The following is a 15284-nucleotide window of genomic DNA, read 5'->3' as shown; positions in this document are numbered from 1 at the left end:
TCTTTTTTTAATCTTCAGAGAAAAAATTAATTGCATCATCTATCAGTTCTACTGATTCTTCCATACTTTCTTCAGAAAGCGTATGTACCTCAGTATCTTTTTGAAGATGTGCTGCTAACGAACGAATTGTAGGATATTGGAATAGTGCAACTATTGAAACTGGTTCTTCTAACAATTCATTTAGGTTTGTGTTTACCTTAATAAGGTTTAAAGAATGTCCTCCAACATCAAAGAAGTTGTCATTCAACCCTATTTCATTTAGCCCTAATACTTCCTTCCAAATGTTAAGAATTAAATGCTCCATATCGGAAATATCTTCTTGATCGATCTCAGATACATTTGTTTTTTTAATCTCTGGAATTGGTAATTGGTCTCTTAATATTTTTCCATTTTGAGAAGTTGGAAACTCTTCTAACTCTACATAATAGGTTGGAAGCATATATTTTGGCAAAGATATTAGAAGCTGCTCTCGAATAGTACCAACATCTATTGTTTTATTAGTTATGTAATAAGCGCACAAAACACGCTCATCATTTACAGTTTTATCTTCAACAATTGACATCTCTATCCCTGCTACTTTATCTAAATGATTTTCCACCTCACCAAGTTCAATTCGATTTCCTCGAATTTTTACCATATTTCCAATTCTTCCTTTTACAATTAGATTTCCTTCTTTGGTCCAATAACCTAGATCTCCCGTCCTATATAGAGTGTTATATTTTTCTGAAGCTTCATAATAGTCTAAAAAAGGACTTTTTATAAATGATTTTTCTGTTAGAGATGTGTTATTCCAATATCCTTTTCCAACTGCTACACCACCTACAAGAATTTCTCCCGTGATTCCTATTGGACATAATTGTTGATATTCATCAACAACATGTACATGTATATTTTGTAATGGTTTACCAATTGGAATTGGATTTTCATCTATTTTTTCAACAAAATGTAATGTAACATCATCTGAGGTTTCTGCTGGACCGTAAGCATTTATTATTGGGATGCTTGGTTTTTTTTCATACCATTTCGCTACTAATCTTTCAGGAAGCACTTCTCCTGTTGACATAAAGTATCTTAAATGCTGAAGATAGGTTTCTTCAGTATTCATATTATCTAGAATAGTATTAACATGAGAAGGAACTAACTCTATAATTGTTGTTTTATACTCTTCTAATTGTTGTAAAAAACGTTTTGGTTGAAGTTGAGTATCTTTATTAATAACTGCTGTTTTTCCTCCAATCACAAGGCATAATAAAAATTGCATTATACTAACATCGAAATTACAAGAAGCCGTTTGTGCTATTACATCATTGTTTGTAATCTGCATAAAATTGATAACTGCCCAGAGGTGATTTGATAATCCTTCATGATGCAACATAACTCCTTTAGGAACTCCTGTAGTTCCTGAGGTATAAATTACATAAGCCAGATCTTCCCCATTAATTTCAACTCTTAGATTTGTATCAGGCATCTTAGCAATTTCTTCTGTCAGTTCCATTTTTGAAGATACCACTATAACTTCAGATACTATATTTTCTTCTTGAATAAGGCTTTTCAATTCATTTTCAAGATGTGTTTGTGTTAGCACTACCTTAGCCTTACTATTTTCGATAATAAATTTTATTCTTTCTTCAGGGGTTTCTGTATCAATAGCTACAAATGCTCCTCCAGATTTTAAAGTTCCAATCATTGCAGACAATAAGAAACTACCTCTATCAAAATAAAGAATTACTATTTCTTCTTTTTCAGTTAGATATTCTTTTAATAAAGCTCCTATTTTATTAGCTGCTATATTAAGATCATTGTATGATAAAGCTATATTATCATCTACTACTGCAATATTTGTAGGTGATTTTACAATTTCATTTTCAAAAGCATCTATAAATGTTTTTGATGGTAATTCTTTTATTTCATTTTTATTGAATTGAAATAATAATGCTTCTTTTTCTTCTGATGCATATAATTCTTCATTTCGAATTGGAGTTTGTACTTCATAAGCCATCTTATTTAAAATATTCTTATAGTACAATGCAAAACGTTGAATTCTTTCCTCATCAAATAGTGGTGTAGCATAGGTAATGTTAAATCGAAAACGATTCATTGTAGTTGATATATCAAAATCTAAAAGAGCATTTGTTCTTTCAAAATTTAGTTCATTTAAATGCTTACTTTGCAAACCTTTATGATTGTCTAGATCATTATAAACATGGAAATCTAAAAAATCAAATGTAGCATCAAAAAAAGGATTCTGTTCAGGTGCATCTTCTTTGCATATTTTTACAATCTCAAAGAAAGATAACTTCTCATATGCTGCTAACACTGTTTGCTTATCATTTACTAGTTGTAGTAATTCTAGCCAAGTTATATTGGTTGGGATTTGCGTACGAAAAGGAGTTGCATTTAAAAAGCATCCTAGTATTTTATCTGAATCATCACATAATGGTCGATTATTACTCATCACTCCAATTAGAATATCACTATCATAAGTAAACATTCTTAGCATGTACAAATACGCTGCTAAACAGTATGTCTTTAATGGAATTTCATGTAATTTGGACTGCGTTCTAATCTGATCTAATAAAGTTTGATCTAATATTTCTGTAAAAAAGCCTACATCTTGAACATCTGAATCTTCAACTTTATTTTTAAGAATATAGCGTTTGTAATCAGCCAACTCTTTTTTCCAAAAATTTATTACATCTTCAGAACCTTTATAAGCCAACTGTTCTACTATATATTCTTTATATGTATTTCTTAAAGGTATAGGCTTAAACGTTATATCTTCCTTAAGAGTTTTATATATATTGTGTAATTCTGTTATAAAACTTGAAGTACTCCACCCATCAAAAATAGCGTGATGAAATAACCACAAAATACATAATTCATTCTTAGGTAATTTCAAAATTTTAATCCTCCATAGTGCTGTATATGATTTTAGATCAAAAGATCGTTTTCTATCTTCTTCCAAAATCTTACTAATTTCATCATACTGTGCTTGTTCACTATTTAAATGTTCTAAATTTTGAAACTCTAAGTCTGGTTCAATTTCTTTTAAAATAATTTGAATAGGGTCTTTGAAATCAGTTAAATTAAATACTGTTCTTAGTACAGAATGCTTTTTTAGCATTAGCAAAATTGCCTTTTGAAACAACTCATAACTAAAGTTTTCATCTGTAAGTCCAAAAAGATTTTGGTCATGATAAGTGGTAAAAGAATCATCCTTGAAAGAATGAAAGAGCATTCCTTGTTGAATATCTGACATAGGGAATATATCCTCTATATTATTTTTATCAAGTTGTAGCATTAGTAGTTATCATTATTGATTGAATATATTTATTATAGCAAACAGCTAGTAATAGATTTATACTGTCTAGATACCAAAGTGAATTTCAAAAAACAAAGAAGTAGCTTGAGCTGAAACATTTGAGAGCAAAATCATTTTTTAAGTAAAAAGGTCATAACGTATCTTAATAAATATCGGACCCAAATTCTTTTTAAAAGATTAGGATTGAAATTTTTTGATATCTCAATTACCCATTGTATTTGTAATAATCACTGGTGTATTTTTCAGAAGATAATTTGCAAAAAACTCCTTTTTTATAGTTTTTTACATCTATTATTTTCATTTTTTTGATTGTTAATTCTTATAGAGATGGTTAATTAAAGTTGGCTTAAAATTTCATTCTTAAGCTTTTCTATATCTTCTTTGATACTTTCTTCATTTGTATGAATAGTATTATCTAAAGTAGTTGCTTCTTTTTCAATGATTCTAATAGCCATATTTTTAATTGTCTTCAATTCGTATAGGTCTTTGACTTGCATTTTTATATTGAAGGCTTTATTAATCTCATTCATAAGCCCTAATGACTTAATTGAGTCTCCTCCTGATGTATAGAAATTATCATTAATACCAATGGCTTCATTTTCCAGATGTTTTTTCCAAATTTCATACAATTGTTTCTCTGTGTCATTCTCTGGTAATTCTTGGTTATAAACCTCTTCTTTGACAAAAGCTAATAGTTTATTGGTATCCGTTTTACCATTAGATGTAAGTGGGATTTGAGGAACTATTTTAACCTGATGGGGCAACATGTACGTTGGTAAGAATTCTGATAAATAGGTGTTGAAGTTTTGGATTTCTGTAGCGGTAGCTACTTTTAAGAATAGCAAAACTTTAACCATATTACCCATTTTATGGCCTATTACCACAGCATTATCTACAGCAGGATGTTTTAATGCATACTTTTCTATTTCTTCTAGTTCTATTCTATAACCATTGATTTTAACTTGATCATCTTTTCTTCCTAAGTAGATATAGGTACCATCGGGCATTCTCTTTGCCAAATCTCCTGTTTGATAAAATCGTTCATCTTCTTTTCCTGTTGGTAGGTTTATAAATTTATTATTAGTTAGAGTTTTATTATTTATATAACCTTCTGCTAAACATTTTCCACCTATATATATTTCTCCTATTGCTCCATTTGGTACTGGTATTTTATCATCATTAAGTAAATGTATAGTTGTGTTGTCTATCGGATTACCTACAGGAATAGTTATAAAGTTAGCATCTTTATTTTTTTCATATTTGTGAACAATACATCCTACGGTTGCTTCCGTAGGTCCATATTCATTATACAAATGTATGTTTGGAAAATGCAATGTACATTCTTCTGCTAATTCAGAAGTAAAAGCTTCTCCTCCAACAATAAATGTATGAAGTTTAGAATTTGATATGTTGAGATCGTTATTTTTAATTCTCTCAATAAGTAATCGTAAATGAGATGGAGTTAACTTAATAATTCCTAAAGAATTATCTAGTAGTATAGAATCGAATAATTGCTCCGCTATGCTACTATTATATAGTACAACAGTTCCAGACGCTAGCAACGGAACAAATATTGAAGTTATAGTAAGATCGAATGAAATTGAACTAAATAGTGGAAAATTTGCTGATCTTTCTCCGTTATCTGTGTAATAATTTGCCGCCCAATTTGTATAATTTGCTAGTGATTCATGCTTAATAATTACTCCTTTAGGTGTTCCACTAGTACCTGAGGTATAAATCATATATGCTGGGTCATTAAGAGCTATTTCTACATTTAGATTACTATGCTCATAACCTTCTAATACTGATAGCTTCTTTAAGTTAAAATGACGAATATTAGTAGCTACATTTAGAGTAATCCAATTATCATCTACTAATACTAAAGAAGGGTTAGCATCTTCAAGAATGTGTTCTATTCTTTTTATTGGAATAGATGGATCTAAAGGTAAAAAAGCAAAACCAGCTTTCAAGATTCCAATAATCCCAATAAATGTATGCATTGAATTTTCTAATAATAATGCCACAAAACTTGACGATTCTTTTGAAACATTTTCATTTAAGTAGTATGCCAATTTATTAGACAATTCATTAAGCTCCTTGTAAGTAAGCTCATTATTACCATCTACGATGGCTATTTTATCAGGAGTAGCTTTTACTTTTTCTTCAAAGTTAGCTATCCATGTTTTATCTATTAATCTCTTAATACCTGCATGTTCTTCTACATTTAATTGATCTGGGAAAAGTTTTATATCCTCTATTGAAATATCTATATCACCTAGAACAATTGCTAGTATTTTAGTAAAGTTCTCTATAATATCTTTAATAAATACTTTACTGTACCTACTGATATTGTAACTTACTTTAACATTTAATGCGTGTGCTTCTGGTGCGAAAATAATTGAGAAGTTGTTTGTTTCTTCTGTTGCTAAAACCTCTTCTTGAATCCCTGAAATAGAACAAACTACGTCATACAATGGATTATGATTATCAGTAACATTAAACTTTTGTATAAGTTTTTCAATATCATAATCTTGATGAAAAATTCCTTCAACTAATACATCTTTTGTTTCATTTAAAAGCATTCTAAACGTTTTCTTTGATTCCAAAGAAAGTTCTAAAGGTATTACGCCTCCTTTTTTTGCTTTATCTTCTTGGCTATCCAATGGTGTACCAAACCTTATTAGTTCTAGTCCTGAATACTTATGTAATAATATTCCTATTGTAGATAACAGGACTATTTGTAATCGTAGTGTATCATTAGATGTAAGTTGTTGTAGTAATTTATATTGCTCATTTGGAATTTGAAAACTATAACTTTCTTCAGTAAAAGAACCTTCTAAATCAAATTCATAAGGAATAATTGCTTTCTCTTTTTCATAATTTAATTTACCTAACCAATATTTATTTTCTTTAGTATCTTTCATAATATTATGCTGCATTTTGTAGGTTAAAATGTAAGTTTATATCTATCTAAATTGGTTGTTTTTTTCATAAAGTCAAATTCAATTGGAAGTGGGATTTCAGAAATACGGATCTCTGGATTTTCAACACACAACTTTAATACACTCTTATAGTTTTCTAGTAGCGCTATAGCTGTTTTTTCACTAAAAAGATTGGTGTTGACTGTTAAGAAAATATCAAAATCTGAATCTCCTTCATATATGGTAAGTTGTATATCTGCTTTTGCAGTATTATGCGCAATATCCATTGCTTTAATTTCTACATTACCTTCTGCTAATGCTATACCTTCATTTTTCATTAAATGAGCAAACATTACATTATATAATGGTGTCTCGTTAGTCTCTCCTTGTATACCTAATTTGGCAGTAAGTAGATCGAATGGATATGTTTGATATTTAAGCGCATTAATGCTGTTATGTTTTACTTGTTCTAAGAAACTTATAAATGATTTATCTTCTGAAACCTTATTTCTCAATACAATTAAGTTTAAAAATAAACCAACAACGTTATTCAAACTTTGATCATCTCTACCAGAAACAGGAGATCCTACAGCTATATCTTCATTAAAACTTAAACGTTTCAATTGGATATTAAATACCGCTAAGAAAAACATAAATGCAGTTGCTCTATTTTCCTTTAACAACGTTTTTATTGCTTGGATTTCATCTCCTTCAATTGTATAGGTTATATCTTTACCAAACTTTTCTTGGTCTATGGTTTCTTGAATATCATACGGTAAACTTAATTTAGAAGGAATTGTGTGAAATTGATCTAACCAATATTCTTCATGTTTTATATACTCACCTTTTAAAAGCCTAGTATTAAACCATTCTGCATAATCTTTATAACTTATTTCAGGTTTTAGCAAAGGTTTTCCTGCATAAGCTTTCAGAAAATCACTAACAATAATACTATCAGAGATCTCGTCTGAAATTATATGATGAAGATCAAATAAAAGGTAAAATTCTTCTGACTCACATTCTACAATACTAACTCTAAATAATGGTGCAACTCCAAGATTGAAAGGTTGCACAAATGTATCTATATGGCTTTGTATATTTTCTTCTTCATCTTTACTATATCCTAGTTCAAAAGGAACTTTATCATGAATTATTTGTACAGGTAAATTCTCCTCTAGTTGAAATGACGTTCTAAGAATTTCATGCGTAGCAATTAATTCAAGAAAAGCTGCTCTAACTTTTTTCAAATCAAGCCTACCTTTTACCTTATAATACTGCGGACTGTTATAACTTAAGTCATTAGGATAAATTTGATTATGAATATAGAATCTTCTTTGAGGTGGAGATACTTGATAGAATTCTTTTTTATGAACTTTTGGAATGATTAATTCTTTTTGTTTTTCCCCTGTACGAATTTGAGCCACTAACTCCTCAAATGTTGAATATGTAAAGATTTCATCTAATGCTATATCTACATTAAAAACTTTTTTTATTGATGCTACTAATCTTACCGCTAATAATGAATGTCCTCCAAGGTAGAAGAAGTCTGATTCTTTTCCTATTTCAGTATTATCTATTTGTAGAATTTTTGCCCAAATATTCAATAATTCATTCTCTAATTCATCATTTCTGTCTATGGTTGTTACATCTTCTTTCTGAATAGGTGAAGGTAATTTCTTTCGATCTATTTTCCCATTTTTAGTATATGGAACACTCTCTAATTCAACAAAAAAAGAAGGAATCATAGCACTTGGCAATCTTTCTTTAAGAAATGCATTTAACTCTTTTTTGGTTACCGAAATTGTGGTTTGATAATATGCACAAAGTACTTTCTCTCCATGGTGATTATAATCAGTAACAAATACATCTTGAATAGCTTGATGTTTTGCTAATGCAATTTCAACTTCTGCCAATTCAATTCTAACACCTCGAATTTTGACCATGAAATCCTTTCTCCCTTTAAAAGTTATGTACCCTTCTGAATGCCATACACCTAAATCACCAGTTTTATAGAGTATTTTATGATCTTGTTGTCTTATTTTTATATCGTTTATAAATGTATTAGGTATAAAAACTTTTTTAGTTTTCTCTGGCTCATTTAAATATCCTTTACCTACAGCAATTCCTGAAATACACAACTCTCCAGGCACACCTAACGGAGCTAATTGTCCGAATTCATCGAGAGTATACATACACACATTATCCAACGGTTTTCCAATAGGAACAATTTTCATTGCTGTATCTACAGAATTTACTACATGGGCTGTAACATCATCTGAAGCTTCTGCTGGTCCATAAGCATTTGCAATAGGAACTTCTGGAAAGTAAGAAAACCAAGCACTTGTTAATTCTGTTGTTAATTGTTCTCCACAAGAAATAAGATGCCTCAGTGCATTCATTTGATTTGCTATCTCTGGTGTTAGTTCAGATAGTAATGTTTTGATAAGTGATGGAACTAACTCTATTATTGTAACCTTCTCTTTAATAAGAGTTTCAAAAAAATCTACTGGTTGTAATAAGGTGTCTTTAGTAACAAATAATACTTTTCCTCCCCTAATTAAAGGTAATAGCGTTTGTACTACAAAAATATCGAAACTACATAAAGCGGTTTGAGCTAAACTATCTTTTTGACTCATCTTTAGTACATCCGCTAAGCCAATAAAGTGATTAATCATTCCTAAGTGGTGTAATTTAATCCCTTTAGGTTTTCCTGTCGTTCCAGAAGAGTAGATAAGATAACAAATATCATCTGCTTCAATTTTTACATCTACTGGTGTTGAATGATAATCTTCTATGATGTCAGATGAAAAAATATTTTTGGTTACTGCTAGTTCTGATGAAGCTTTTAAATCAATTGTATTAATTTTTACCTCTTCTAATTGTAGTAATTGCTTCTTACCACTAATTTCCTCAGTTTGATTCCCTTTACTTTTATCTATCTTAAGGATTATATCATACCTATACTTAGTAAGTTCATTTTCAATACTTCCTATTTTCTTTCTACAATCAATAGTTGTAATAGCATTGTATTTTTCTGAGAGATAATCGAAAAAAGCCTTGTGTACAAACAAATCTGATTCCCAATGTGATTTAGTTTTTGCTTCTGGGTGATTCTTTTTGTAAAGAATAGTTTCTTCAATAAAATCATTTTTCAGTTCTAAATCTAAAACATCATCAAACATAACTACCCCTTTATCTTCAATAAGCGTAATAGCACTTGAAATAATTTCTTCTAAATAAGCAGTACTAGGAAAATAGTCGGTTACACTACTACAAACTACCACATCAAATTTCTCCTTTATTTGATCGATTTCATGAGCATACATTACCTCAAAAGAAAGATTATTAATAGATGTAGCCTTGGCTTGATTTTTAGCTATTATTGTTGGTGAAGGATCTGTTGCTAGATAATAACCTACTTTGTTTATTAATCGATTATAAACTAAACCTTGTCCGCACCCTATCTCTAACACTCGAGAATTCGAAGATAAATAAGGACTCAGTTTTTTATCTATGTTATCTATATATTCTAACATTTCTTCCTCAGAAAAACTTTCTCCATTAAAGCTATTATACCACCCGTAGTCATTAATTAGAATATTTTCTTTTTGTGCCAACGAGTCGAATATTTCTTTATTACCATCAATAAATTCTCTTTCAAAAGAAAGTTCTTGATCTATCAACACTAACTTTTCTAAAGTTTCTTCTTTCCAAAAAATAGCATCTAGTTCGTTCAAAAATTTTCTTGTTGTCAACAAAACCTCAATTTCCCCTCTTTCAATTTCTTCAGTTACATTGTTGATTTTAATAGATTTTGTTAAACATTCGAGATCATTTTTATTTTCTCTTAAACCTATAATTAATGCTAACTCTAGTATAGGATCTTCGCAAACTATTCCGACTTTTTTATTTTGAATATTTTCTCTTTTTAAGAATATGCGAACTGTTTTTAATGCTTCTTCTTCATTAGAAAATAACACAAGACCTTTATCCCCTTTAGCTATAAAATTCTTTTCTAGTTTAAAATCAGGATTTTGATATACTTCTTTTATTGCTTTGTAAGTATTAAATTCATGATTTAATTCTAAGTCTGTTACGGCTATTTCTGTATTGATTATTTGTTGAATAGTTGTAGTATCAACCAACTCTTTTATAAAATTCTTTTGAGATAACACCTCATTATTCGTAAATAAAAAGTCAGCTCCTGTATCTTGTATTATTGTAATAGCTCTTTGTATAGGTTCATCTACATCCAATGCGATAAATACCCCTCCACTTTTTAATATTCCTAAAAGTATTATAAGAAAACGTGTAGATCGATCATCAATAATAACGACTCTATCTCCTTTTTTAATTCCTTTATCTATTAGAAAATGTGCAACCTTATTCGATTCTTCATCCAACTCTTTATATGAAATTTCTTCTAACTCATCCTTAGAGGCTATACTATTTGGGTATTTTTCAACTATTTCTTTAAAAAAATCTAGAAATAGCTTTTCATGATCCAATGGTACATAAGAGTTATTAAGAGTATTAAAAAGTAACTCTTTTTCTTCTGGCAAAATTACTTCTAGATCACTAATTTTTTGATCAAGATCATTTAATAATATTTCAATGAAATGTTCAAAATAGTTAATTATGGAGGTTATCTTTTTCTTTGAATATGCTTTTTCATTATATATAACTTTTCCTGAAGTTTGATCATTTGTACGACATAATAGGAAGTTAAAATTATAATCTCTAGGACTACTATTTTCTTTTCTAGTATATGAGAAAAAAGCATCAAATAATTTATCATTTTCTTCATAAACTTCTAAAGGAAAACCTTCATATTGCCTTGATGTTAGCCACTGGTCTTTTATACTATTTAAAAGATCTCGTACTGAGGTATTAACGCTCAGTTTAGTTTTCATAATAAGGTTATCTGGACTATACTCCCCTTTACAATCCACATTAGGAATACCAAAAGAAACTAACGTTGTATTGGTAAACTTATGGAGTAGTACAGTGAATAATGTTGCATAAATAATGAAAATCTTATCTTCATTATTTTTAGCTAAAACTGATACTTTTTGTTCTAATTCCTCTTTTAATTTAAAATTCTCTTCTTTGAGTGATATTTCTTTCACAAAAGGTAAATCTTGAGCAATTACTGTCTTCTCATGATTTGAAGTAAGAATATTCCCCCAATATTTTCGACCAGAAGTTTGTTTATTTATCTCTAGATACCGTAAAGCAGTACTTGTTTTTAACCTTTGAAATTTCATTTTTTCTTTCCGATGTTTAGAATAGACTCAAAAGTTCTCTATCGCAACTGGAAGCGATACAGGCTCTTCAAGAAAAGTCATTAACTCTCCTATTTTTAAGTTTGGATTAGTAATAATTGTTCTAAGTAGTGTTTTAAATTCTTTAGCAATAAAAGCAACAAAGTTCTCATCGACCTTTTTACTATTATAAATAAATTTAACTACAATTTCTTTACCAGGATAAACAGCAACTTCAAAATTATAATGTGTATGCTCTATATTCTGAATATTAGAAATATGAGTATCATTTATACTTTCTCTTTCTTTATTTACGTCTTGCCAATCTAGATTTTCATACACAAAAATATGGTCAAATAGTTGGTGTTTTAAATGAGAAAAAGATTGAATTTTTGATAATGGTGTATGTATAAATTCTAAGTTTTGAGTAGAATCTTCTTGAATGTCTTTTATCAGTTCAAAAAAGGTTTTATTGCTAGGAAACTTAATTCTAAAAGGCAAAGTATTTATAGTAATTCCAACTACATCTATTAAATGTGCTTCACGACCTGAATTTACAACTCCAAAGACGGCCTCATCTACGTTATTAAATCTCGTTAATAGATACCCCCAAACTACAATGAAAAGGTTATACTCAGTTATTCCATACTCTTTAGCATAGTGTTGAATTGAAAGTGAAACTTCTTTATTAAATAATACCTCTTCAGAATACCTAGAAAACTCAGAGATATTTTCCTCATTTTTTAATGGTATTTGAGCTGGGTATTCATAATTTTTTAGATAAGTTCTCCAATAAATTTCTGCTTTTCTTTCATCTTTTAAAGAAAGGTCTTTTATAAATTCTCTGTACGATTTAGGGGCAGGAAGATGTACCTTTTCATCTGTGTATAAAAGTATTAATTCCTCTAAAATTTTAAAAAGTGACCATCCATCTAATAATATATGATGAAATGTAAATGCAATCATGTGAACTTTATCACTCTTTTTATATACTCTTGTTTTAAATAATGGTCCTTTAAAAAGATCGAATATTTGCTTGCGTTCCTTTTCATTTTCTGCTTCAATCATCTTCGAGGATAATTGTTCTTCATAAAAAATGTAATCAAGTGGATATTGTTTTAATACAATTTGTAATGGTTGGCCTTCTTTCTTGTTTGTGAAAACCGTACGTAGTATATCATGACGTAATATCAAAAATTGTAAAGCCTGTTCGAACTTTTCATTATCAAAATGTCCATGAAAATCAAATGTAACTTGCTGAATATATGCTTGCATATCTTGTTTAAGCATAGCTTCAAAAAACATTCCTTCTTGAATTGGACTTAAGGGGTAAATGTTTTGTATGTTTTCTTTTCTTAAAAATGTCATCTGCATCTTAGTATTTAGAGTACTGGCATAGCTACCTCATTTCTTACATACTCTTTTTCTACTATGCTGTTTACTCGATCAAAAACATCTAAAAAAGTATGAACCATTTTTTTAGTAATTGTTAATGGGGGTAATATTCGAATTACATTTGAGTAATATCCTCCAACTTCAATTAGAATTCCATTTTCAAATAGTTCTTTACGCATTTTCACACAAAACTCAGAAAACGGTTCTTTTGACTCTTCATCTCTTACATATTCTACTCCTATGAGTAAACCTGCACCTCGAACCTCACCAATAAATTTACTCTGTTTTTGTATTTGTAATAGGCCGTCCATAAGCACTTCTCCCATTTCTGTAACATGAGCTTCAATATTATTCTTTTTTATAAAGTTCATTGCAGAATTTCCTGCAGCCATACTTACCTGATTTCCTCTAAATGTTCCTGCATGCATTCCTGGTTCCCATACATCAAATTCTTTTTTAATCAATAAAATAGCTAGTGGCATTCCGATTCCTCCTATGCCTTTTGACATTGTTACGATGTCAGGAGTAACCTCAAAATGCTCTGACGACAATAATTTACCTGTTCTATAAAATCCTGCTTGAACTTCATCATGAATTAATGGTATTCCATTATCATTACATATTTTTTGTATTTCTTGATGAAACTCTTTTTTAGGAATTACGACTCCCCCTTCTCCCTGAATAGGTTCTAATAACACCGCTGCAGGGCTATCAATGCCGGAATTTGGATTTTCTAGTAGGTTTTTCACATGAGACGCACACTCTGTTTTACAAGAATCCGGACGTTTTCCAAATGGACAACGGTAGCAATAACTAAACGGGGCAAAATGAGTTCCTTGATTAACAATTGGCAACCCTTCTCTATTCTTAAAATTACTTGTTACGCTTAAAGCTCCAGTTGTCATACCATGGTAAGCTCCTTGAAAAGAAATAATTAAATTTTTCTTTGTTTTAAGTCTTGCCAATTTCATTGCTGCTTCTATTGCATCTGCTCCAGTAGGTCCACAAAAATTAATCTTTATATTATCTTTTAATTGCTGAGGAAGATTGCTATTTAGATTCTTCATAAAAGCAATTTTGGTTTCCGTTGGAAAATCCATAGTATGAATAATCTCATTCATTTGTTCTTGTGCGTCAATAAGAACCTCCTCATTATTATGTCCTACATTAATTACTCCACAAAAGGAAAAGAAATCCATAAATTGATTACCATCTACATCTTCTATAATTGCCCCTTTAGCAATTTTAGGTACTAAAGGAAATTTTCTAGGATAGTTTCGATTGTTACTTTCGAATTGCTCCTGATCTATTAATATTTTTTTAGCCTTAGCCCCAGGAAGTATTTCGGTTTTAATAGTAGGAGTTTCTGTTAAATGATATTTTTCTAATGTCATAATGTATAGTTTTTTCCTAAAAAGGAGGTTAATAGTATTGGAAGATTACATAAATGATAGTTTTAGGATATGTAACTTAAGTATGATTTATAGTATGACCAGATATATTTTTCAGGAACTTTAATCCAGATAGCTAAAAACATATAAAAATTATACATAAAGTTCTGTTTTGGAGCCCCTTGAAAATATGAGTACATTCCTTTAAGCACACTACTTTTCGAATGCCAATCAATATTGAATGAAATACAAAAACTAGTACTTTCTACATGATGTAATGTTCCTGTTGGCATTAATAAAATATCTCCTCCTTCAACATCAACAACAACTGGAGCAACATCTGCATATTTTTCAAATCGCTTAAAGTCTGGGTTGTTAGGATCTACTTCAGACCAACGCCATTTCTTCATATAACAAGCATCCTTTTGGTTCCATGGGATCAACGTAAAACGTTTTGTTCCTTTAACTTGAAAAAATAAATTATGAGTCATTAATGTATCAAAATGTAAAGGAGTAACATGGCCTTTAACACTCATAAAAAATTGGACATATTTCCACCAGTTTTTATGATAAAATTTTGGTAAATATTCTTTAATATATTCTGAAGAAACATCATTTACCAATTCTGGAATAATATTAAACATCCCCACATCGTGTAAATAAGGAGGTCTGTCTTTACCTGACTTTCCTTCAATGAATTTTTCCAGATGAGATACATATTCTTTTAATTTCATCTTGGTTGTTTCTCCATCAATTAAATCAGCTCCTTTTACTACGAAAAGCTTATCATTTGGTAATTCTTTAAAATATGATAAATCCCACATTTTACAAGCTTTCCAGTCTTTAATAGCTCCTTTTAGAAGTACTGGTTTTCCTTCTTTTAACAAGTTACTGAACTCTTTTGCAGAGACTGCTCCCTGAATAATTGTTAATTCTTTATTCATCAGGTAATTTTTAGTAGTTAGTTTTGGTTGATTATTTTGAAGAATAC

6 protein-coding genes are annotated in these 15284 nt (G+C 29.7%); all 6 read right to left on the bottom strand.

The genetic code is table 11. The annotated features are described in order from the left end of the window. Window positions 1-7 precede the first annotated feature (7 nt). Window positions 8-3301, bottom strand: coding sequence for a non-ribosomal peptide synthetase (locus BVC87_RS11420; protein ID WP_075342510.1), 3294 nt, complete (start codon window positions 3299-3301; stop codon window positions 8-10). 356 nt (window positions 3302-3657) lie between these two features. Beyond that, window positions 3658-6261, bottom strand: coding sequence for a non-ribosomal peptide synthetase (locus tag BVC87_RS11415; RefSeq protein WP_083629408.1), 2604 nt, complete (start codon window positions 6259-6261; stop codon window positions 3658-3660). 8 nt (window positions 6262-6269) lie between these two features. Beyond that, window positions 6270-11510, bottom strand: coding sequence for a condensation domain-containing protein (locus tag BVC87_RS11410; RefSeq protein ID WP_075342508.1), 5241 nt, complete (start codon window positions 11508-11510; stop codon window positions 6270-6272). A 27-nt stretch (window positions 11511-11537) separates the two neighbouring features. After that, complete coding sequence (locus BVC87_RS11405) at window positions 11538-12875, bottom strand: condensation domain-containing protein (protein WP_075342507.1); 1338 nt, start codon at window positions 12873-12875, stop codon at window positions 11538-11540. A 14-nt stretch (window positions 12876-12889) separates the two neighbouring features. Next, on the bottom strand, window positions 12890-14296 hold the full coding sequence (locus BVC87_RS11400) for an aspartate aminotransferase family protein (RefSeq protein ID WP_083629404.1): 1407 nt from the start codon (window positions 14294-14296) through the stop codon (window positions 12890-12892). 62 nt (window positions 14297-14358) lie between these two features. Continuing rightward, the gene (locus tag BVC87_RS11395; protein WP_075342506.1) at window positions 14359-15237 is read right to left on the bottom strand and encodes a cupin-like domain-containing protein; all 879 of its coding nucleotides are present in this window, start codon (window positions 15235-15237) and stop codon (window positions 14359-14361) included. Window positions 15238-15284: the final 47 nt, after the last annotated feature.

It is taken from the genome of Tenacibaculum agarivorans, from assembly GCF_001936575.1.
Classification (GTDB): Bacteria; Bacteroidota; Bacteroidia; order Flavobacteriales; family Flavobacteriaceae; genus Polaribacter; species Polaribacter agarivorans.
This window is presented reverse-complemented; position numbering and strand designations above follow the sequence as displayed.